14 protein-coding genes and 2 pseudogenes are annotated in these 24,092 nt (G+C 50.1%); all 16 read left to right on the plus strand.

What is annotated here, in order from left to right:
• Window positions 1-28: 28 nt before the first annotated feature.
• The 16 genes and pseudogenes from grpE (at window position 29) to DWX76_RS06415 (ending at window position 23,943) form a co-directional block, all read left to right on the plus strand.
• Window positions 29-640, plus strand: a complete 612-nt coding sequence (gene grpE / locus DWX76_RS06340; protein ID WP_118471934.1) for a nucleotide exchange factor GrpE — start codon at window positions 29-31, stop codon at window positions 638-640.
• 144 nt (window positions 641-784) lie between these two features.
• On the plus strand, window positions 785-2,653 hold the full coding sequence (dnaK, locus tag DWX76_RS06345; protein ID WP_022359496.1) for a molecular chaperone DnaK: 1,869 nt from the start codon (window positions 785-787) through the stop codon (window positions 2,651-2,653).
• 385 nt (window positions 2,654-3,038) lie between these two features.
• On the plus strand, window positions 3,039-4,193 hold the full coding sequence (gene dnaJ / locus DWX76_RS06350; protein WP_107001096.1) for a molecular chaperone DnaJ: 1,155 nt from the start codon (window positions 3,039-3,041) through the stop codon (window positions 4,191-4,193).
• A 459-nt stretch (window positions 4,194-4,652) separates the two neighbouring features.
• Window positions 4,653-5,954, plus strand: coding sequence for a peptidoglycan binding domain-containing protein (locus DWX76_RS06355; protein ID WP_118570325.1), 1,302 nt, complete (start codon window positions 4,653-4,655; stop codon window positions 5,952-5,954).
• Complete coding sequence (locus DWX76_RS06360; protein ID WP_118570326.1) at window positions 5,912-6,724, plus strand: L,D-transpeptidase; 813 nt, start codon at window positions 5,912-5,914, stop codon at window positions 6,722-6,724. Before DWX76_RS06355 ends, DWX76_RS06360 begins: the two co-directional genes overlap by 43 nt.
• A gap of 198 nt (window positions 6,725-6,922) precedes the next feature.
• Entirely contained in the window at window positions 6,923-7,189 is a 267-nt protein-coding gene (gene rpsO, locus DWX76_RS06365) for a 30S ribosomal protein S15 (RefSeq protein WP_022358577.1), read from the plus strand.
• 216 nt (window positions 7,190-7,405) lie between these two features.
• Window positions 7,406-9,504: pseudogene (locus tag DWX76_RS06370) on the plus strand (polyribonucleotide nucleotidyltransferase).
• Window positions 9,505-9,669: 165 nt separating this feature from the next.
• On the plus strand, window positions 9,670-10,341 hold the full coding sequence (locus DWX76_RS06375; protein WP_118570327.1) for an ABC transporter ATP-binding protein: 672 nt from the start codon (window positions 9,670-9,672) through the stop codon (window positions 10,339-10,341).
• A gap of 65 nt (window positions 10,342-10,406) precedes the next feature.
• Window positions 10,407-12,221 carry a zinc ribbon domain-containing protein gene (locus DWX76_RS06380; RefSeq protein WP_118570328.1) on the plus strand — a complete coding sequence of 605 codons (1,815 nt, stop codon included), beginning with the start codon at window positions 10,407-10,409 and terminating at the stop codon, window positions 12,219-12,221.
• A gap of 10 nt (window positions 12,222-12,231) precedes the next feature.
• Window positions 12,232-13,425 carry an ABC transporter permease gene (locus DWX76_RS06385; protein WP_118570329.1) on the plus strand — a complete coding sequence of 398 codons (1,194 nt, stop codon included), beginning with the start codon at window positions 12,232-12,234 and terminating at the stop codon, window positions 13,423-13,425.
• Between the two features lie 3 nt (window positions 13,426-13,428).
• Window positions 13,429-14,538, plus strand: coding sequence for a hypothetical protein (locus DWX76_RS06390; protein ID WP_118570330.1), 1,110 nt, complete (start codon window positions 13,429-13,431; stop codon window positions 14,536-14,538).
• Window positions 14,539-14,909: 371 nt separating this feature from the next.
• Window positions 14,910-16,265, plus strand: coding sequence for a magnesium transporter (gene mgtE, locus DWX76_RS06395; RefSeq protein ID WP_118467208.1), 1,356 nt, complete (start codon window positions 14,910-14,912; stop codon window positions 16,263-16,265).
• Window positions 16,266-16,427: 162 nt separating this feature from the next.
• On the plus strand, window positions 16,428-17,885 hold the full coding sequence (gene gltX / locus DWX76_RS06400) for a glutamate--tRNA ligase (RefSeq protein ID WP_107001292.1): 1,458 nt from the start codon (window positions 16,428-16,430) through the stop codon (window positions 17,883-17,885).
• Between the two features lie 281 nt (window positions 17,886-18,166).
• Window positions 18,167-20,007 (plus strand): annotated as a pseudogene (locus tag DWX76_RS06405) (ATP-dependent helicase).
• A gap of 230 nt (window positions 20,008-20,237) precedes the next feature.
• The gene (locus tag DWX76_RS06410; RefSeq protein ID WP_118570331.1) at window positions 20,238-20,729 is read left to right on the plus strand and encodes a hypothetical protein; all 492 of its coding nucleotides are present in this window, start codon (window positions 20,238-20,240) and stop codon (window positions 20,727-20,729) included.
• Between the two features lie 157 nt (window positions 20,730-20,886).
• On the plus strand, window positions 20,887-23,943 hold the full coding sequence (locus tag DWX76_RS06415) for a YDG domain-containing protein (RefSeq protein ID WP_118570332.1): 3,057 nt from the start codon (window positions 20,887-20,889) through the stop codon (window positions 23,941-23,943).
• Window positions 23,944-24,092 lie beyond the last annotated feature (149 nt).

Genomic DNA, 24,092 nt, shown 5'->3' on the forward strand with positions numbered 1-24,092 from the left:
GGATGTGCAAAATAAAGAGGTGAGAGACATGGCAAAGACAGAGATAGATTCCAAAGCAGCCGAGGCGGCAAATGAGGAGCAGGTAAAAGAAACAGAAACCCAGGCAGAAGCTGAGGCAGTGAAGGAAAAGGAAGCTTCTTCGGAAGACGCACAAGCGCCGGAGGGAGAAAAAGAGAAAAAAGGATTTTTCTCCAAGAAGAAGGATAAGAAAGATGAGCAGATCGAGGAGCTGACGGATCGCCTGAAGCGCACGATGGCTGAATTTGACAATTTCCGGAAACGAACGGAGAAAGAAAAATCAGCGATGTATGAGATTGGCGCAAAGGACATCATCGAGAAGATTCTCCCGGTGGTGGACAATTTCGAGCGTGGTCTGGCGACCATCCCGGAGGGCGAAGAAAAAAGTGCTTTCGCCGAGGGCATGGATAAGGTTTACAAGCAGCTCGTAAAAACACTGGGCGATGCAGGTGTAAAGCCAATCGAAGCGGTTGGTCAGCCATTTGATCCGAACTTCCACAATGCAGTGATGCATATTGAGGATGAAAACCTGGGTGAGAATGTGGTAGCCGAGGAGTTCCAGAAAGGCTATGTATACCGCGACAGCGTGGTTCGCCACAGCATGGTAAAAGTGGCAAATTAAAATAGGTAACACGTAAACAGCTGGCACCCAGAATTCGGTGCTGGTGGTTGATTTGATATAATATAGACAGACAGGCGGCAGAATTTAACTCCCATGAGGAGAAAGAGAACTGCCAGAAAAAGATAATTTCAGGAGGAAATAACTATGAGCAAGATTATCGGTATTGACTTAGGTACAACAAACAGTTGTGTAGCCGTTATGGAAGGTGGTAAACCGGTTGTTATCGCAAATACAGAAGGTATCCGTACCACACCGTCCGTTGTGGCATTTACAAAGACAGGCGAGAGACTGGTCGGCGAGCCAGCAAAGCGTCAGGCAGTTACCAACGCTGAGAAGACCATTTCTTCTATCAAGAGACACATGGGCAGCGACTACAAAGTAACCATTGATGACAAGAAATATACGCCGCAGGAGATTTCCGCGATGATTCTGCAGAAGCTGAAAGCAGATGCAGAGAGCTACTTGGGCGAGAAGGTAAACGAGGCAGTTATTACTGTTCCGGCTTACTTCAACGACGCACAGCGTCAGGCAACCAAGGATGCAGGTAAGATCGCTGGTCTGGATGTAAAGAGAATTATCAACGAGCCGACGGCAGCAGCGCTTGCGTATGGCCTTGATAATGAGAAAGAGCAGAAGATCATGGTATATGACTTAGGTGGCGGTACATTCGATGTTTCCATCATCGAGATCGGTGACGGCGTTATCGAGGTTCTGGCAACCAACGGCGATACACATCTGGGCGGCGATGATTTCGATAACCGTATTACCCAGTGGATGATCGACGAGTTCAAGAAAGCAGAGGGTGTAGACCTTTCCGCTGATAAGATGGCGCTTCAGAGACTGAAAGAAGCAGCTGAGAAAGCGAAAAAAGAGCTTTCTTCCGCAACTACAACCAATATCAACCTTCCGTTCATCACTGCAACCAGCGAGGGACCGAAGCATCTGGATATGAACCTGACCAGAGCTAAATTTGATGAGCTGACCAGAGACTTAATCGAGAGAACCGCAATTCCGGTACAGAACGCACTGAAAGATGCTGGTATCACTGCTTCTGAGTTAAGCAAAGTACTTCTGGTAGGTGGTTCCACACGTATGCTGGCAGCACAGGAAGAAGTAAAACGTCTGACTGGTAAAGAGCCGAGCAAATCCTTAAACCCGGATGAGTGCGTAGCAATCGGTGCAGCTATCCAGGGTGGTAAGCTGGCTGGCGATGCCGGTGCCGGTGATATCCTTCTTCTGGATGTAACTCCGCTGTCCCTGTCCATCGAGACTATGGGTGGTGTAGCAACCAGACTGATTGAGAGAAATACCACAATCCCGACCAAGAAGAGCCAGATCTTCTCTACCGCAGCTGATAACCAGACCGCTGTTGATATCCACGTTGTACAGGGCGAGAGACAGTTCGCAAAGGACAACAAGACACTGGGAACCTTCCGTCTGGATGGCATTCTTCCGGCAAGAAGAGGTGTTCCGCAGATTGAGGTTACCTTCGATATTGATGCAAACGGTATCGTAAATGTATCTGCAAAAGACCTTGGTACAGGTAAAGAGCAGCACATCACGATTACCTCTGGTTCCAATATGTCCGATTCCGATATCGATAAGGCAGTCAAAGAGGCAGCTGAGTACGAGGCACAGGATAAGAAGAGAAAAGAGGGCATTGATGCAAGAAATGAAGCTGACTCCATGGTATTCCAGACCGAGAAGGCTCTGCAGGATGTAGGCGATAAGATCGATGCAAACGATAAAGCAGCCGTAGAAGCTGACTTAAATGCACTGAAAGAAGCTATCAACAAAGCTCCGATCGACCAGATGACCGATGCACAGATTGATGAAATCAAGGCTGGCAAGGAAAAACTGATGAACAGCGCACAGGCACTCTTCAGCAAGGTTTACGAGCAGGCACAGGCAGCTGGCGCAGCAGGAGCACAGGGCGGAGCTCAGGGTGCAGCTGATGCAGGAAGTGCACCGCACGACGATAATGTAGTTGACGGAGACTTTAAAGAGGTATAATATAATAGGCAGCCATTTTTCAAAGAAAAATGAGCGGATTACGAATGTTTTTGAGGATTGCGGGAGCACGCAGTGCGGAGCAATCCGGGACATCGGGGTATCAATAGAAAAACGCAGTGAGGGGCTGTCGCAGGAATCTGCGGCAGACCCCCATTTGTAGGTTGTGGGGTAACTGTTCAGTAGGTCTGCGCATTTACTGCGCTGACCGTACGAAAACATGGGCCAGCAGGCAAAAATCCCATTGCCGTAGGCAATTTTTAATGGATTTTTGCGCGTGACTGTGAAGGTACTGAACAGTTACGTTGTGGGAAGATAAATAGATACGATAGAAACTCTGCCGGATGCGGTCAAATGTACCGGCGGATTTTGGGAAGGAAGAGCTGAGATGGCAGAGAGTAAGAGAGATTACTATGAGGTCTTAGGCGTCCCGAAGGATGCGGACGATGCGACACTCAAAAAAGCATACAGAACCCTGGCCAAAAAGTATCATCCGGATGCAAATCCGGGCGATCAGGCGGCAGCCGATAAATTTAAGGAGGCATCGGAGGCGTACAGCGTACTGAGTGATCCGGAGAAGAGACGTCAGTATGATCAGTTCGGCCATGCGGCTTTTGACGGCGGTGCAGGCGGCGCAGGCGGATTCGGTGGTTTTGATTTCAACGGCGGCGATATGGGAGACATTTTCGGAGATATCTTCGGAGATATTTTTGGCGGCGGACGCAGCCGCGGCGGCAGAAGCAACGGACCGATGCGCGGCGCGGATGTGCGTACCAGTGTGCGGATTACTTTTGAAGAAGCGATCTTCGGCTGTGAAAAAGAGCTGGAGTTAAACTTAAAGGAAACCTGTGAGAAATGCCATGGAACGGGTGCAAAACCGGGAACCCAGCCGCAGACCTGTCCGAAATGTAACGGTAAAGGCAAGATCATGTACACGCAGCAGTCGTTCTTTGGTCAGATTCAGAATGTACAGACCTGTCCGGATTGCAACGGAACCGGAAAGATCATCAAGGATAAATGCCCGGATTGCTACGGAACCGGCTATGTAGCGAAGAGAAAGAAGATCAAAGTGACGATCCCGGCAGGTATCGACAACGGTCAGATGCTGCGTGACCGCGGCAATGGTGAACCGGGTACCAACGGCGGTCCGCGCGGAGATCTGCTGGTAGAAGTAGTGGTATCCCAGCACCCGATCTTCAAGCGTCAGGATACAACGATCTACTCAACCGTGCCGATCTCCTTCGTGAAAGCAGCACTCGGCGGTCCGATCCGCATCAAGACGGTGGACGGCGAGGTAGAGTATGAGGTCAAACCGGGAACCCAGACAGATACGAGAGTCCGCCTGAAAGGAAAAGGTGTTCCGTCCCTGCGTAACCGCAACGTGCGCGGCGACCATTTCGTGACGCTGGTGGTACAGGTTCCGGAGCGCATGACCGAGGCACAGAAGGAAGCGCTTCGCAAGTTTGACGATGCCATGAACGGAATTGCACCGGAGGGCGAGAAACATAAGAAGAAAGGACTGTTCGGAAAGCTGGAGAAATAGAATACGGACAGGACAAAAATAGAAAAGAGCTGTCGGGCTGACATAAAAATGCGGCGCGGCAGCTCTTTGTTTCTGTTTCATAGAAAATTACGTCCCATTACGCGTTCTGTAACAGAATATAGTTACTGTTCACGCATACGTGCCCAGTAACGGAATTTGCCGTGGCTTCGCATTTAAATACGGCAAATTCCTGCTGCCACCACGTTTTCTTACGGCACTTTCGGTTCCAAAAGTGCCTACCCGTGAACAGAAACGTAACAGAATATACCAGAAAATGACAGAGTTTTGTAAGTTGACTTCCGTTTAAAACTTATATACAATAGGACGATGGAGGACCAGCAACACAGATAGAATGGATTTTTGTCAGAAAAATATGCCAAATGATAAAACCATTACTTGAATGGCAGATCCTTCCGGGAATAGGAACCCGTATTGGATTTTTAAAGGGAGAATAGGACGATGACAGATAGAAACGGGAATTTGAATGAAAATTCACGTTCCGGCAGCCGCGAAGATGGGCGGGAGCCGGTGAGACGAAATACGGCGATGAACAGCCGGGAGATTATGCTGGAAGATGAAGATTATCTGGATGAGCCGGATGAGGGCTATTTGGATGATGATTATTTCGACCGGGATATGGAAGAACGGATCCTGAGGGAAGCGGAGCTGGATATGGAAAACATACACCAGCCAGAGCGTCAGGATCAGAACCGGTGGGAAGAGCCGGAACGCCTGCCGGAGAAAGAGCCGGAGGAGACAGCCAGTCGAAAGCGCAGCCGCGCCCGTGGAAATCAGAACGCAGGCACAGGGCGGGAGGCAGCCCATGCGGCGCCGCGGCGGGGACAGGATTCCGGAAGGACGGCATCCTGGACGGAAACCACCCCGGAAAAGGCAGCTCTGAAAGCTGAGCATAGAAAAAACGGTAAAAAGGCGGCATGGATCGCTGCCTGCACGGCGGGCATTCTGCTCGTGGCAGCCGGAGGTGTCTATGCGGGAATGTCCCAGAAATATAAGACTCGTTTCTTTCCGAATACGCAGATCAACGGTGTTGACGCGTCTGGAAAGACAGCGGCAGAGGTGCAGGAACTGATTGCGGAAGGTGTGAATGGTTACACACTGACGATCACCGAGAGAAATAATCAGACAGAAACCATTGCCGGAACCGATATCAAGCTGCATGCGGAGTTTGACGGCAGCCTGGAAAAGATGGTAGCGGCACAGAACCCGTTCGCATGGCTGGGGCATGTGAAACAGGAAGAATATACGATCGGAACCATGGTGGCGTATGATGATGCGGCGCTGGAAAGCCAGATCCGGAATTTATCGTGTTTAGACCCGGGGAAAGCGGTAGAACCGGTCAATGCAAAGATTTCAGAGTATGTGTCCGGACAGGGATATTCGATTGAGCCCGAACAGGAAGGAACGGCAGTCGAGGCGGAGAAGCTGACACAGGCGGTAACGGGTGCGATCGAGAATCTGCAGGATCATTTATCGCTGGAGGAAGCAGATGTCTATAAGAAGCCGACGGTATTGAAAGACGATGCATCTCTGGCAGAACAGCTGGATAAGATGAATAAATACGCGAAAATGAGCGTGACATACCAGTTTGGCGATTCGACGGAGACCTTAAATGGAGATCAGATTCATGCGTGGCTGATTGCCAATGCAGACGGAAGTGTTTCGGTAGATCCTCCAAGGTGTCGGAGTACGTGTCTGAGATGGCGAAAGCACACAATACTTCAAACAAAGCGAAAACATTGAAAACATCGTATGGTTCCACGATTCAGGTAAGCGGCGGAACGTATGGCTGGAAGATCAACCAGGCGGCAGAGACGGAAGCGCTGGCAGCGATTATTGCCTCCGGCGAGAGTACGACGCGTGAGCCGGAGTATTCCCAGAAGGCGGCGAGCCATGGGGCAAATGACTACGGCGACACTTACGTGGAGATCAATCTGACCGGACAGCACCTTTTCTTCTATAAAGAAGGAAAGCTGGTGGTAGAGTCGGATTTCGTATCTGGAAACCTGGCGAAAGGCTGGGGAACCCCGGCAGGCTCGTATCCGCTGGCATATAAGCAGAAAAATGCGGTCCTGAAGGGTGAGAATTACCGGACGCCGGTTAATTATTGGATGCCGTTCAATAATGGTATCGGTATGCATGATGCGAAGTGGAGAAGCAGTTTTGGCGGTGCGATTTACAAGACGGGCGGTTCCCACGGCTGTATCAACCTGCCGCCGAGTGTTGCAAAGACGATCTTTGACAATATTTCGGCAGGAACTCCGGTGATCTGCTACAATCTGCCTGGTACGGAGAAGAGTACGACGAGCGGTACGGCAAAACCGGCGGAGACGAAGCCGGCAGAGACCACGGCGCCAGCAGAAACACCAGCGCCGGCAGAGACGCAGGCGCCAGCACCGGCAGAAACACAGGCACCGGGTCCGGCACCGACCACAGCGCCAACGCAGGCGGAGACGAAAGCGCCGGAGACTGCGGCACCGACCAGGCAGGACCGGGAGGTCCTCGGGGGATAATGGTGGAAATATTGCAGTGGGACCAGGAGCATAGGAAGAAACGGGAATAAAAATCGAGAAAAAACCTGCATAAAATGATTTACACCGAAAACATATTGTGTTATACTAACTAGGTATGAGTCCGCCGGTGCTCAGTTTTTTGACGACTCCGACATAAACTTAGCATACGGTAAGAATAATTTTAAGGAGGAAATCACAATGATTTCAAAGGAAAAGAAAGCAGCTATTATCGAACAGTACGGAAGAAAAGCAGGCGATACAGGTTCACCGGAGGTTCAGATCGCAATTCTGACCGCTAGAATCGCTGAACTTACAGAGCATTTAAAATCCAATCAGAAGGATCATCATTCCCGCCGCGGACTTCTGAAGATGGTAGGACAGAGACGTGGTCTTCTGGATTACTTAAAGAAATCCGATCTGGAAGGATACCGTGCACTGATCGAGAAGTTAGGCATCAGAAAGTAATTAAGATTAAAACGTATAGGGTGGAGCAATCCACCCTAGTTGTTTATGTAGAAGAAAAGTCCGAGACCGCTGCTGTACCCGTAAAGCAGAAAAACATATTTGCGGGCAGAGCAGTAGTTTCGGTATTACTTTTCACAGAAAGGCACTTTTGGAACCGAAAGCGGCGTATGAGAATGTGAAGGTTCTTCTGCAAAACAAGATGAAAGGAGATATGAGATGTACAAGAGTTTTTCGATGGAACTGGCTGGCAGAACTTTAACAGTGGATGTTGGCCGTGTAGCAGCTCAGGCAAATGGTGCTGCATTTATGCATTATGGAGATACAACCGTATTATCAACCGCGACAGCTTCTGACAAGCCGCGTGACGGTATTGATTTCTTCCCGTTAAGCGTTGAGTTTGAGGAGAAGATGTATTCGGTCGGAAAGATTCCGGGCGGATTTAACAAGAGAGAGGGAAAGGCATCTGAGAACGCAGTTCTGACTGCACGTGTTATCGACCGTCCGATGCGTCCGCTGTTCCCGAAGGATTACCGCAACGATGTTACCTTAAATAACCTCGTATTATCCGTTGACCAGGACTGCAGCCCGGAGTATACCGCGATGTTAGGTTCTGCAATCGCAACCTGCATTTCCGATATCCCGTTTGATGGTCCGTGTGCGACCACCCAGATCGGCATGATCGACGGCGAGTTTATCGTAAACCCGACTAACGCACAGAAGAAAGTATCTGATATGGCTCTGACCGTTGCTTCCACCCGCGAGAAGGTTATCATGATCGAGGCTGGCGCAAAGGAAGTTCCGGAGAACATCATGATCGACGCGATCTTCAAGGCACATGAAGTAAACCAGGAGATCATCAAATTCATCGACACCATCGTAGCAGAGTGCGGCAAGCCGAAACATTCCTACGAGAGCTGTGCAGTTCCGGAAGAGCTGTTTGCAGCGATTCGTGAGCTGGTTCCGCAGGAAGAGATGGAAGAGGCTGTATTTACAGACGAGAAACAGAAGAGAGAAGAGAATATCCGCGCAATCACCGAGCGCCTGGAAGAGGCATTCGCTGATAACGAGGAGTGGCTGGCTGTTCTGGGTGAGGCTGTATATCAGTACCAGAAGAAGACTGTCCGCAAGATGATCCTCAAAGATCACAAGCGTCCGGATGGCCGCGGTATCACCGAGATCCGTCCGCTGGCAGCAGAGATCGACATTCTGCCGCGTGTACACGGTTCCGGTATGTTCACCCGTGGACAGACACAGATTTTAAATATCTGTACACTGGCTCCGCTGTCCGAGGCACAGAAGATCGACGGACTGGATGAGAACGAGACATCCAAGAGATATATGCACCATTACAATTTCCCGTCCTACTCCGTAGGCGAAACCAAACCGTCCAGAGGACCGGGACGCCGTGAGATCGGTCATGGTGCGTTGGCGGAGCGTGCGCTTGTGCCGGTACTTCCGACTGCGGAAGAGTTCCCGTATGCAATCCGTACCGTATCTGAGACGATGGAATCCAATGGTTCTACCTCCCAGGCAAGTATCTGTGCATCCACTCTGTCCCTGATGGCAGCAGGTGTACCGATCAAGCTCCGGTAGCTGGTATTTCCTGCGGTCTGGTAACAGGCGACACCGATGATGATTACATCGTTCTGACCGATATCCAGGGTCTGGAAGACTTCTTCGGCGATATGGACTTCAAGGTAGGCGGCACTCACAAGGGTATTACTTCCATCCAGATGGATATCAAGATCCACGGTCTGACCCGCCCGATCATCGAGGAGGCAATCGCTAAGACGAGAGAGGCAAGACTCTACATTCTGGATGAAGTTATGGCGCCGGTTATCTCCGAGCCGAGAAAGACCGTCAGCCAGTATGCTCCGAAGATCGTTCAGATCTCCATCGATCCGCAGAAGATCGGCGATGTAGTCGGAAAACAGGGCAAGGTAATCAACAAGATCATCGAGCAGACCGGCGTTAAGATCGATATCGAGGACGATGGCAGCGTATCTGTATGCGGCACCGATCAGGCAATGATCGACAAGGCAGTTTCCATCATCAAGGGCATCGTGACCGACATCGAGCCGGGTCAGATTCTGACAGGTACCGTTGTCCGTATCATGAATTTTGGTGCATTCGTAGAGCTGGCTCCGAACAAAGATGGTATGGTTCATATTTCCAAGCTTTCGGACAAGCGCGTAGCGAAGGTAGAGGATGTTGTCAACATCGGCGATGAAGTTACTGTAAAGGTAATCGAGGTCGATAAGATGGGTCGTATCAACCTGAGCATGAAACCAGGCGATCTGGCTGAAAATAAATAATAAATAGATTGCAAATGCACACGATGTGCTGCAATCATCCATCATAAAATCAATGTGCCTGCATCACTGCGGCGCAGACCAGATAAAGTAAGGAATGCTGCAAGGCAGAGAAGCGGTTCGCTTCTGCTTTGCGGTGTTCCTTTTTACTTTACAAAGAGGAAAAATATGTTAGAGGTAACAGGGATAGAAAAACGGTACCGCGGAAGGACGATCCTAAAAAATGTCTCTTTTCGGGCAAATCCAGGGGAATGCATCGGGATTGTCGGCGGAAATGGATGCGGCAAGACGACGCTGCTCTCGATCCTCGCGGGGATCCGCAAGCCGGATCGGGGGAGTATTCGGATTGACGGGCAGGAGGCGCTTGGAAGACATCGTCTATTAGAAGAAAAAATTGCCTATGTGCCTCAGGAAAATCCATTGATCCCGGAGCTGACGGCATTTGATAATTACCGTCTCTGGTTCCGGGGGGAACGGCGGGAGATGGAGCGGGATCTGGAATGCGGCGTCGGTCGTGTGCTGGGTGTGGACCGATTTTTGAAAACGCAGGCGGGACGGCTTTCCGGCGGAGAGAAAAAGAGGCTGAGCATCGCGGCGGCACTCTCCGGACGCGCGGATATCCTGATTCTCGATGAACCGGGGGCAGCGCTTGACCTGGAGGCAAAGGAGCAGATCCTGACTTATATCAGGAGCTATGTGAAAGCAGGGGGAACAGTTCTTTTAACGTCCCATGAGATGGGAGAGATAGGGGCGTGTACAACCCTTTATGTATTAAAGGACGGTGTGCTGGTTCCGACGGAGGCAGGGCTTTCGGCGCGGGAGCTGATACAGAGGTTTTAAGGTTACTGGGCACGTATGCGTGAACAGTAACGTTTTAAGAGTGAGAAAACAGGAGGAGGTACAAGATGGAAGAGGGAAATAATGCAAACAATACAAACAATGCAAACATGTCAAACAATTCAATCCCGCTAAACCCGGCAGAGGCAGCGGCGCAGGCGCTTACGGCCGCATCTGACACGGCGGATGGAACCAGTGCAGGCGGATCCGCTGGTGCAGGCGGCGGAATCGGTGGAAATGCTGCAGGCGGCAGTGACGGTGGCAGAACGGGCGGAAATGGTTCTGGCAGGAAGAAATGGCTCATTTCAGCCGGAGCAGCCGCAGCGGTGGTCGTGGTCGGCGGCGGTGTGATGCTCAGCCATCAGGCGGACCCGAAGGACACAGTGATCGATGCGTTCAAGAGTATCACGGCGGAAGGGCAGTTAAATCCGTCTGAGGAGATCTTTGGGACGAAAGAGCTGGAAGACCTTTTACAGAAGGGATCTGCGCAGACGGGTATGGAGTTAAGCATGACAGGTATTTCCGATGAATCCCTGAACCAGATGAGCGGTGCGGGCATCGGTCTGGATGTGAAGCGCGATGTGGACAGCGGACGGCAGCTGCTAAATCTTTCCTTGCAGTATGGCGGCGGAGAATTGGCGGACGCACAGTTTTACATGGATGATACACAGATCATGGCGGCGATTCCGGCACTTTCCAGCCGTATGTTTACCCTTGACTATGTCAATGATCTGGAAGGACAGCTCATTAATTCTCCGTATGCGGCGCAGAAGCTCGAAGAGCAGGGGATTGATATTGAGGGGCTGGCAAATTATCTGGGACAGTACAAGGAAGCGCTTTCGGACGAGGAGCCGATGATGGATCTGAAAGCACTCTGGAACCGCTACAAAGAGGGAAGCAAGGCGATTGATGACCTCAAAACGGCTATGACCGTCACTAAGAATGACAAAAAAGAGTTTACGATCGACGGACAGAGCGAGAACTGCCGCGGTTACCATGTGACTCTGCCGAAGAATGCGCTGATTCGCTTTGCAAAGACGACGAGAGAATTTTTCCTGAATGATGAGACACTCAAACAGGATGTGGTGCGCTATCTGGAACTGGCAGGCGACGCAAGCAGCATCTATGCAGCGGACGGGGACGGAGAGAGCGTGGATCCGGAGGAACAGCAGAAGGAACTCTGGGCGCAGGCGGAAGCGGTGCTGGACAATCTGGTAGAGGAAATGGAAAATACCATCGGGGATGTGACGATGGATGTCTATGTGAGAAAAGACGGCAAAATGGCTGGATTTTCCTATGAGACGGATGCAACGGTTGAGGAAGAAAATGTCCGTTTTTACGGCGATGTTTCCTTTGGCGGCGGTTACAACATGCTGTCGAATGTGAATGGGGCGTTAAATATTGAGGATTCGGACGGTCAGATTATCACGGTTTCCCTGGATAAAACAGGCGCTTACGAGGCTGGAAAGAGCTGGAGTGGTCAGGTAATTGCGACCCTGCAAGGCGACGAAGAAAAATACCAGTTTATTCTGGATGGCGACTATCAGATCGCGGACGGCAGCTATGAGGTAAAGCTGGATCTGCAGAGTAACGGTGCGTCTCAGGCGTCGCTCACGGCGAATGGCGCGGTCAGCGAGCTTTCGAAGGGCGAGAGCGTCCATATCGATATGGATTCTCTGCGTATGGAAACTACATTGTTAAATGGAAGCATTTCTTATGTTGAATTAGCCGGTTCCTATTATGTCAACCCGCTGGAGGATGAGATCGCGCAGCCGGACGGCGTTCCATTTGATGTGCTGGCTTCCTCCGAGGAGGATTATAACCAGGTCACAACGGAGATGACAGGCAACCTGTTCGCAATTCTACTGAAAGTCATGTCATAGGCGGCGGAAAATGCGAACATATATGATATATCTGCTGCTGACCGGAAAGCGCCTGCTCCGCCAGCTGCCGTATTTTCTGGCAGGGCTGGCAGTGATGGTGCTGCTCATCGGCATGGCGGCGTTTTCGGCATCTAAGGTTTTATATGGGGAAACATCTTTAAAGAAAATCGAGGTGGGTGTGGTGCTTCCGGAGGACGATGCGCTTTCGGAAAAGATAACCAAAATGATTGCCTCGCTGGACAGCGTGGAAAGTCTCTGCGATTTTTCGTATCTGGAACACGATGAAGCGTTCCAAAGGATGAAAAGCGGGGAACTTCAGGCGGTTTTCGAGGTGCCGTCCGGCATGGCGCGTGGCATTTTGGACGGAACGAACCAGCCCGCCACGATCTGGTTTCTGGATGAGAGCGGGCTGGAAGAAGCTGTTTTTCGGGAACTGGCAGAGTCGGGCAGTTCGATGCTTGGCACTTCGCAGGCGGCGATCTATGCGGCAAATGAATGTTTAAATATCCATGGAGTGCCGGAACAGATTTCGGTGTCCGAACAGGATTTGAACCGTATCTTTTTAAAATATGCGATGAACCGCGAGGCACTTTTCCGGAAGAAAACGGTCAGCGCGGCGGGGGATGTATCGACGGCGGTCTTTTATGGAATTTCGGGGATTGTATTTTTGATGATTCTTACCGGAATCCCGGCAGCGCCGTTTCTGGCGCCCCAGACGGAGGCGCTGGAACAGGGGCTTCGGCGTATCGGGATCCTGCGGTGGTATCCGCTTTTCTGCAAATGCTTGTGCATGATGCTTCTTCTGATGGCAGTCACGGCGGGCGGCTATGGCTGGGCGGTGCAGAAGGGATATGCGCTGGCGGGGCGGGAAGAACTGGCGGCGTGGGGGCTGACCTGCGCGGCAGTTTCGGCGTGGATTCTGCTGTTTTATGAGGTGTGCAGAAGTTCGGCAGCGGCGATTTTGACGTTGTTTGCGGTCAATGTGGTATTTCTCTTTCTGGCGGGCGGCATCATCCCGTCCGTCTTTCTGCCGGAGCTGGTTCAGAAAGTCGGAAATATGACGGTGATGGCGCTCTGGATGGATGGAATCCGCTTTATCGCTTCGGGCGAGGAGACAGGGGCGGTTCCGGTGCTGTGGAAACTGGCTGCGGCGGCATTGGCATGCTTTGCACTGGCGCTTGCCGCCGGAAAAAGGAGGGATTGACGGATGCGGAAGCTGGCGTGGTGGTTCTGTATGTTTGGAATGACGCTGCGGCGGGCTCTTTACCGCCCGGTGTTCCTCCTGTTTCTTCTGATCTTTCCATTGGGAATGGGCGCGCTCCATCAGGTGGAAAAACGGGATTCCGGGCGGATCGCGGTGGCGCTCTGCCCGGGAACGGATGCGTGGAATCAGGCGCTTGCAGAAAGACTGGAATCGGAAGAGAGCAGTTCATTTTTCTTTTATCCGTGCGGGACGGAGGAAGAGGCAAAGGAGGCGGTTATGACCGGACGGGCGGAGTGCGCCTACCTGTTTCCAGAGAGATTAAAAGAACGGCTGGACGAGGGGCATTATACCCGTGCGGTCCGCGTGCTGGTGTCGCCGTCCACAGTGGCAGAGAAAATTATATCAGAAAAGATATTTTCTGAACTGTTCGAGGTGTACGGGCGGGAACTGCTGGCGGACTATGGGAAAAATGGAGCGGCATTTCAGACGGTGATGGCACGCTGCCAGACGACGGAGGCGCGGGAAAAGGCGTGCGGCATGCTGCTGGAACTCTATGAAAAATACCGCAGCAACGGAAGCACCTTTACCTTTGATTATCAGACCTTACAGGGAGGAACGGCACTGCAGACAGGGGCGATGAAGGTGGTCTTTCCGGTGCGCGGGCTGACGGCGGTATTCCTTTTTATCATGGGGCTGGCGGCAGCTGTCATGGCGGGCGAGGATGCAGAGCGCGGGCTTTATGCGGCGGTCCGGAGCCGGGAGCGGTGGTTGCTGCAGACGGCGGAGATCGCGGCGTTTGTATTTTTAGCATCCATTTCGGCCTATGCGGCGCTTCTGGCGTCGGGAAATGGGGCAGAGCCGCTTTTAGAGGCGGGAAAGCTGCTTTTTTATCTCTTCTTCGTGACCATGTATGCCTTTGGATGCCTGGCAGTCTGCCGGAAGCCGGGATTTCTGGCGGCGCTGATTCCGGTGTTTATCCTTGCGAGCCTCCTGCTCTGCCCGATCTTTTTTGACGCTTCAGTCTTTTTGCCGGGAGCCGCGGGTATGCGAAAGCTGCTGCCGCCGTGGTGGTATCTGAGCGGCATTTTCGGTTCCAAAAGTGCCTACCCGTGAATAATTACTTTTTAACAACGTTTTTTTGGATAACTTCGATAAAAAGATTGCTATTTTTTCATTCAATTATTATAATAAAAAGAGACATCCGGTATCGAGCATCAATCTGCCGGATGTTTTCATGCGAGAAAATCAGGAGAGGAGTGAACACAATGGAAAGCCGGAGTCATAAGGCGGAATCAGACGGCAGCTACCCAGAACCGAAGGCAGCGTACACATGCATTTGCAGGAATGACAGCTGCAAACAGCGGATTCCTTGTGTACACTGCCGCATCTGTGGATAAGTTTCCGGCATTCTGCCTGTGTGCAGGAGCAGGAAGGGAGCAGCCTGTCCGATTTCCAAAATGACAATATTTTGGAAGGAGACGGGAATGTTAGAAGAAGAGAAGAAAGAAGAGCTGCTGGCTCTGCTGTCCGGGAAGAAGTACCGGGAGCTGAAAAGCCAGCTGGTCGAGATGAATGAGGTGGATATTGCCTCATTTATCGAAGAATTGGATTCAGAGAAGACGGTCGTTGTATTCCGTATGCTGCCGAAAGAGCTGGCATCGGAGGTATTTGCCTGTCTGGAAGTCGAACAGCAGCAGCACATCATTACCAGTATTACGGATAATGAGCTGCGTGCCATCATTGACGACCTGTATGTCGATGATGCGGTCGATATGCTGGAGGAGCTGCCGGCGACGATCGTGCGGCGCGTACTTCAGAACTCCAGCCCGGATACGAGAAAACTGATCAACCAGTTCCTCAATTACCCGGAAAACAGCGCCGGAAGCGTCATGACGGCGGAGTACGTGGGACTCAAGAAAAATATGACGGTGGAGCAGGCATTTGATTATATCCGGAAATATGGTGTGGACAAGGAGACGATTTACACCTGCTACGTCATGGATGAAAAACGCCGCTTAGAGGGCGTTGTGACGGTCAAGGATCTTCTGATGAATGATTATGCGGCGCTCATGGGCGATATCATGGATCCGCATGTGATCAAGGCGTATACGACGGAAGACCAGGAAAAGGTCGTGGAGACGTTCAATGAGTACAACCTCCTGAGTTTACCGGTTGTGGACGGCGAAGACCGTCTGGTCGGCATCATCACGGTCGATGATGTCATGGATGTCATGGAGCAGGAGGCGACGGAGGACTTCGAGAAGATGGCGGCGATGCTGCCAAGTGAGAAGCCGTACCTGAAGACGGGCGTGTTCCAGCTCGCGAGAAATCGTATTCCGTGGCTGATGATCCTGATGTTGAGCAGTATGGTGACCGGCGGTATTTTGTTAAAATATGAGAATGCCTTTTCGGTAATTCCGCTTTTGGTTACGTTTATTCCGATGCTGATGGATACGGGCGGAAACTCCGGCAGCCAGGCGAGCACGATGATCATCCGTGGTATGGCGGTCGGCGAGGTAGAACCGGCGGATATTCTGAAAGTTATGTGGAAAGAAATCCGCGTGGGAATGCTCTGTGGACTTTCTCTGGCGCTTGTCAATTTCGTTCGCCTGATGATCCAGTATCCGGGGCAGGTACTCATCTGCCTGACGGTAGTTATCAGCCTGTTCTGCACGGTTATCATCGCGAAGACGATCGGATGTGTGCTTCCGATTGCGGCGAAGACGATCCATCTCGACCCGGCGATCATGGCGTCGCCGATGATCACGACGATCGTGGATGCGTGTAGCCTGATGATTTATTTCCAGCTGGCGTGCCATCTGCTGAATATGAAGGCGTGATATAAATTACCTGCCTGCTGGCCCATGTTTTCGTATGGTCAGCGCAGTAAATGCGCAGACTTACGGAACAGTTACTTTATTTTATAATTCCAATATTTTAATTATTTCTAGGAAAGGAAAAACTGTTTGGAACATAAGCTTCCAGACAGCCGTGTGAAAAGTATGACAAAGATCAGAACCAGATACGCACCGAGCCCGACAGGCAAAATGCATGTAGGAAACTTAAGAACTGCATTATACGCATACCTGATTGCAAAACATGAGGGCGGCGATTTTATCCTGCGAATCGAGGATACCGATCAGGAGCGTTTCGTTGAAGGCGCGACCGAGATCATTTACAATACGATGCGCGATACCGGACTGAAGCATGACGAAGGTCCGGACATCGGAGGTCCGGTTGGCCCGTATGTACAGAGCGACCGTCAGAAACAGGGCATCTACATGGAATATGCGAAGAAGCTGATCGATAAAGGCGAAGCTTATTACTGTTTCTGCGATCAGGAACGCTTAAACAGCTTAAAGAGAGAAGTAAACGGCGAAGAGATCATGACCTATGATAAGCACTGCCTGCACCTTTCCAAGGAAGAGGTAGAGGCAAACTTAAAGGCAGGAAAGCCGTTTGTCATCCGTCAGAACAATCCGACCGAGGGAAAGACTACCTTCCACGATGAGATTTACGGGGATATTTCCGTAGATAACTCCGAGCTGGATGATATGGTTTTAATCAAATCGGATGGATTCCCGACCTACAACTTCGCAAATGTGGTGGACGATCATTTACAGCAGATCACCCATGTAGTCCGCGGTAACGAGTACCTGTCTTCTTCACCGAAGTACAACCGTCTGTACGACGCATTCGGATGGAAGGTTCCGGTTTATGTGCACTGCCCGACCATCACGAACGAGGAGCACAAGAAGCTGAGCAAGCGAAGCGGTCATTCTTCCTATCAGGATCTGATCGATCAGGGCTTCGTTTCCGAGGCAGTTGTCAACTTCGTTGCCCTGCTTGGCTGGTCACCGGAAAATAATCAGGAGATTTTCTCCTTAGACGAGCTGGTAAAAGAGTTCAACTACAAGAATATCAGCAAATCTCCGGCTGTTTTCGATATGGTAAAACTGAAATGGATGAACGGCGAGTACATCAAGGCGATGGATTTTGATAAGTTCTATGAGATGGCAGAGCCGTACATCAAGAAAGTAATCACCAAGGATCTGGATCTGAAGAAGATCGCGGCGATGGTTAAGACGAGAATCGAGATTTTCCCGGATATCGAGGGACACATCGATTTCTTTGAGACACTGCCGGAGTATGATCCGCAGATGTATGTTCACAAGAAGATGAAGACCAATCTGGAGACATCCTTAAAGGTATTAAAAGATGTTCTGCCGATTCTGGAAGCACAGGAAGATTACTCCAACGACGCCCTGTACGCGGCGCTGTCCGAGTATGTATCCAAAGAGGGCGTTAAGACCGGCTTTGTAATGTGGCCGATCCGTACCGCTGTATCCGGCAAGCAGATGACGCCGGCAGGCGCGACCGAGATCATGGAAGTGCTTGGCAAGGAAGAGTCGATCCGCCGTATCAAGAAGGGGATTGAACTTCTGGAGGCACAGCAGTAGGCTGTCGTAACCGTCGATGTTCGACTTGAAGCAAGTTTGGCTTCGCAGATTAAATCAGTAGGTAGTAAATAAATAACTGCTTTTTCATGTATCGTAGATGCATGAAAAGCAGTGAAAAGGTGCGCTTTGTGAGAAATACATTCCAAGGCGCACTTTTCTTACATTTGTACTTGACAGATTTGCTTCAGATGCGCGGCAGAAGGATGTCTTGCACGTCAAAATGCGAATTTCGAAGCAAATATGCCGAGATATTCTTGAATTGTGGAGTAAGGAAACAGGAAATGGCATTCAGTAAAGCACAGACACAGGCAATCATGCATAAAGATGGTCCCATGATGGTTCTGGCGGGACCGGGATCAGGGAAAACAACGGTGATCACCCATCGGGTCCAGTATCTGACGAAGGAGTACGGAATCGATCCGGGGGATATTCTTGTGATTACCTTTACCCGGGCAGCAGCCGAGGAGATGCGGGAGCGGTATGAAGCATTGATCGGCGGCGGATCCAGAGTCACCTTTGGCACGTTTCATTCGATCTTTTTTAGGATCTTAAAGCTGGCATACCGATATACGCTGACAATATTGTCCGGGAAGAGCAGCAGATGCAGTTTGTCCGGGAGCTGGCTCAGGCCGGAGGTCTGGAGCCGGAGGATGAAAATGAGTTTGCAGCCTCCATTTTAAGTGAGATAAGCTCTGTCAAGGGAGAGAGGATTGCACTGGAACATTACTATTCCAAAAACTGTCCGGATGCAGTTTTCCGTCAGCTCTATGCGGGCTATGAAGAGAAAATGCGCCGGGCCGGACTCATCGATTTCGATGACATGATGGTGCTGTGTCTGGAACTTTTTACGGAAAGAAAAGATATCCTGTCTGCCTGGCAGAGGAGGTATCGGTACATCCTGATTGATGAGTTTCAGGACATCAACCGGCTTCAATATGAGATCGTGCGGATGTTAGCCAAGCCGGAAGATAATCTTTTTATCGTGGGCGATGATGATCAGTCGATTTACCGGTTTCGTGGGGCCAAACCGGAGATTATGCTGGGGTTTGAGCGGGATTATCCGGGTGCCGGACGGATTCTTCTGGATGTGAATTACCGCAGTACCGAGGAGATCGTGGCACCGGCATTGCGGCTGATCGGAGAAAACCAGAAACGTTTTTCAAAGACCATCCATACAACGGGACGGCATGGGAAGAACGTGATCACGAAGCTCTGGCAGGATCCGGGGGAAGAAAATCTGGCCATTGCCAGGGAGATACAGCTGTATCTGCAGTCGGGAGTGCGGCCGGGGGATATCGCAGTTTTATACCGGACCAATGCTGGTCCTCGTTTTCTGATGGAAAAGCTGATGGAATACAACCTTCCCTTCCGGACAAGGGATACGGTGCCGAATCTCTATGAACACTGGATTTCGCGAAATATCCTGACCTATATCCGAATCGCCATGGGAAGCCGGGCTCGGGAAGATATTTTGCAGGTCATCAACCGTCCGAAGCGTTATATCAGCCGGGATGCGATGCCGGATGAGACGGTTTCGTTCGAGAAGATGAAGGCATTCTATGCGGAGAAAGACTGGATTGCCGAGCGGATCGAGAGTCTGGAAGGCGATCTGCGGGCGATCGCCCGGATGTCACCTCTGGCAGCCGTCAATTATATCCGCCAGGGCATGGGATACGACGAATATCTGATCGAGTATGCGGCATTCCGGCGGATGCGACCGGAGGAACTTTTAGAGACTGCCGACGAATTAAAAGAAAGTGCGGCGGGTTTCAAGACCTTTGACGAGTGGTTTGCACACATCGAGGCGTACAAGGAGGAACTGCTCCGGCAGGCGGCGCAGCGGCGGACGGAGACGGATGCGCTCACACTCGCGACGATGCACAGCGCCAAGGGGCTGGAATTTCCCATTGTCTATATTCTCGATGCCAATGAGGGCATCACGCCGCACAGCCGCGCGATGCTGGACGAGGATATGGAGGAAGAACGACGTCTGTTCTATGTGGCAATGACGCGTGCAAAGACCCGGCTGCATGTATATGCGGTGCGGGAGAGGTACCATAAAAAGGCGGAAGTATCGCGGTTTGTGTGGGAGTATCTGGGGCGGGATGGAGATAGCAGGTAACGAAATTCACAATGAAAATCGGGAAATCAGGCAAAAAAGTTTGAGGACAAAGGAGAAATGTCGTTCGGTTCCAAAAGTGCCTACCCGTGAACAGTAACAATAACGGTACCAAGCATATATTGTGTATAGTTTGTTGACATTTTTTGAAAATTGTTCAATAATAACAGTATGAGAATTAAACTTCATGAGCGTCAAAAGAGATGAAAGGTAAACAGAGAGGAGATGGGAGAATGAAAAGTATACGAAGGGCGGCAGCGATGTGTCTGACAATGACAGTGGCAGTATCGACATTATTTGGAAATACGGCATGGGCGGATATGCCGCAGAAGACGGAGAAGAAAAAATGTGTCCATGTGCATACCGAGGAGTGCTACGGCGAGCCGGATGAGGAAGCGACCTCGTCACAGATAGGAGAAGAGCCGACGGAATGTACCCACGTCTGCACTGTAGAAAGCGGATGCATACGGAATACAGCCGCGTCTTCCGGTACGAACGAGGACGATTCTGAAACCGGGCCGGATGATGAAGAAACCAACGATCAGAAAGATTCTGCCGACAAAGCAGAGGATGACGAGAAACAGGAAGATGCACCTTCCGTCAGTACACCATCGGATATGGAAGATACGACAGTTCCAGGCGGAACAGTGATACCGGCTGTGAAGTCCAGATCTTCTCCTGGTCCTGGTATGATCCGGAAGAGAATCTGCTGGATGGCAGATTAGAGCTTAGCGGAGTTACCGAGGAAGTCCAGCCATCCTTCGAAGAGGTCGCGGAGTACTTACCACAGGCTATTATTGCCCAGGTCGGAGAAGAAAGCGAAGTGGGGGGGGGGAAGAAGAGGAAAAACTTCCGATCACTGGCTGGAGCTGTAACGAGTATGTGCAGGATGAAGAAGGCCGCTGGCCGCTGGAAGGCACCTATGAGTTTGCAGCAGAGCTGCCGGAGGCATATGAACTGGCGGAAGATGTAGAGACGCTGGTGGTGGAAGTGTCTGTGACGGGAGACCAGGCGGCGATGCCGGTGTATGATTATAAAAATGTTGTGTTAAATGTAAATTTTGAAGAAGGGAAAACTTGTAAAGGTCTTGCCTATGATGAGAGTGGGTTTTCTAGTCTTAACGACGACGTAATGAATTTATTGAACGATCGCGGTATAGAGGTTACTAATTCAGGAGAAAATAGCTTTCAATTAAGAATGACGAATGCTACTACCATACAGAACCTTGAGTTAAGCCGGGGAACATGGGAGATAGTATTAAATGGAAGCAATGTATTAGAGGGAAAAGGAAAAGGTGTTGGAGGAGTTGGCCTCAAAATTAAGGAAAATGTAAGCGCGACGATTAAGGAAGGAACAGCACCCGCTTCTTTGACAGCTAAGAATTCTCCAACGACAGGAACAAGTAGGGATGGATCCAGCGGAATAGCAGTCGAAGGTAACTTGACGATAGAAAGTGGAACGATAGAAGCAACTGCCTATGCGGGAAACAATAGCGCTCCATTCTCAGGAGGCATTGTTGTGGGAAAAACGGGAAATTTAAATATTAGAGGAGGCGCTGTTACTGCTACGGGAACAGGCAAGAATGGCGTGTTTGTCCGTGGAAATTTCCGGATGACGGGTGGATCATTAACGGCAACTGGAAGTGGGAAACCCGGAATTGAGAATGAGGGTATTTTTGAACTTTCAGACGGAACAATTTCAACAAAATCTAATAGTGATGGAATAGGATTTTTGCAGAGTGGTGGATCTGCAACGATTCAAGCCCAAGAACTGATTACGGATCGATTATATATAAATAGTTCCTTCACTGTTGCAAGTGGCGGAAAGGTAACCTCTGGAAGTACGATAATTGATAGTGGCACACTTACCAATAAAGGAGAATTTGTTTCAAACGGTCCATTTGTAAAAAAAGAAAACGGAACATTTATCAATAAAGGCACAATCAGCGGAAACGGAAGTCTGCCCGATGATGCAAAGCAGACACCGGATCAAATTACAGGTTATACAGCGGAAATTAGTAGAGATTATAGCGAAAATATGTCGATCGATGTTCAAAACCTTGCGGGTATTCATCAACCGGATAGAGCCGGAAACCTGCAATATGAACTTGCTGAATATACAGGAAGTGATAAAGGAGAAGGAACGATTGACGAGGAAACGGGCCAGTTGAAGGTGACCAAGGCTGGTGTATTTAAAATCCAGGTAAATACACAGGCAAGTGGATTCTATAAAGCCGGAGAAAATCCGGTTTGTATAACATTGACGGTTAATAAAGCAAAGTTTCCTGATTCCTGGAACTTGACCGTAACGGCTGCCAGCGGTGAATATAGAGGAGCCCAAGGATATCTGGCAGCTGCCATTAGCGCAAGTAGTATTCCTAGTGGTGCAAGATATGAATATCAGCTGAAGAGAACAAATCGTAAGGATGATTTACAAGAAGATCAGTGGAAGTCGGAGTGTCCGAAGATTGTGAATGTAGCAGAGTCTGGTCAGTTTGTATTTGTAAGGGTGACAGTAGATAATTACGAGTCGAAGGTATTTTGCTCTGATAACCGAACGAGTATTACCGAACGGAGGTTTGCAGATACAAAAGTAACACTCGAACCAGAGACCGTCATTTATAATGGTCAATCCCGGAACCCGAAGATCAAGGTGGTTGAGAACTGGCAGGGAGCTTCCGGAGATGAAGTGGATAAGGCGGATTATACAATCCAATATTGGACATATTGGACAGGAACTGATAATATGATAGTTACAGAGCGAAAAGATGCTGGAACATACACCGTTTATCTGTTGGGACAGGAAAATTATACGAATGAATCGAAACAAGCTATACTTACAATCGACAAGTGTAAATTAAATGCGCGGATAACAGGAGACTCTTTGGATAAAGTCTATGATGGAACGACAGATATTACGGAGGAGCAGAATTTATCCGTTCAGCTTTACAGTGATTCCGGTACTCCTGATTCTCAGGATGTTCGTGCTGACCAGGTGAATTTGGCATATCAGAGTGCGGATGTTGGAGAGCACAATATTGAGGCGGCAAATATTACGTTAGCAGGTGACAATGCAAAGAATTATGAGCTGACAGAAAATAGCGCATCTATCAAAGGCAATATCGTAGCACGTGATTTCGCATCCATGATTGTGTCGGCAGCTCCGCTTACCTACAATGGTACCGAGCAGAAGCCGCAGATCCATGCATCTGTGGAAACCGGTCTTTCAAATGTGAGTCCGGATGCAGTGGTATTTACTTATTCTAAGAATGGAGTGGATTACCAGAGTGAGATCCCGGGCTTTACAGATGCGGGAACCTATCAGGTATATGTGAAAGCTTCGATGGCCAATTTCAATGATGCTGTAAAAACAGTCAATGTGACGGTTCAGCAAGCGCCTTCAAGCTCAGGCAGTCATTCAGGCGGCGGAAAAGACAGCGGCGGAAAAGACAGCGGTGGAAAGGGCAGCAGTGGAACAAGCAGCAGCGTAAGTTCCGGCACAGTAACCAAAGATAGCCAGAAAGGCTACCGCAGCGAGGAGCAGGGGGTTATCACCGGTGCATCGAATCAGGCAGTGAATGACGGTTACAGCCATTGGATAAAGGATGCCAGAGGCTGGTGGCTCCGTTACAGTGACGGCACCTGGCCTATGGGCAATACCGGTGCATTTCATTGGGAAAAAGTCAACGGCAGATGGTGGGCATTTGGCGCTGAGGGATATCTGAGTACCGGCTGGATCTATGACACCCTGTACCAGGGATGGTTCTATATGGACGAAAACCAGGGTATGCTTACAGGATGGCAGTTCATCAATGGAAAATGGTATTATCTGAATCCGAATCAAGACGGCAGTGCCGGCATCATGTATTCAAAACGCCGGACACCGGACGGCTGGTACGTGAAGGAAGACGGCAGCTGGGATGAAGAAGCGGGAAGATAATAGGTAAAAGAGTTATTTAAAGCGGTTGATCGGGAGGTCAGCCGCTTTTTTGACCACATTTTGGCTTTAAAAATTGAAAACGTATCAATGAATTGATTGATAAAAGAACGGAGATACGATAAACTATTTATTATAGAGGAAAGTATATT

The sequence above is a fragment of the Clostridium sp. AF21-20LB genome (assembly GCF_003478795.1).
Taxonomy (GTDB): domain Bacteria; phylum Bacillota; class Clostridia; order Lachnospirales; family Lachnospiraceae; genus Otoolea; species Otoolea fessa.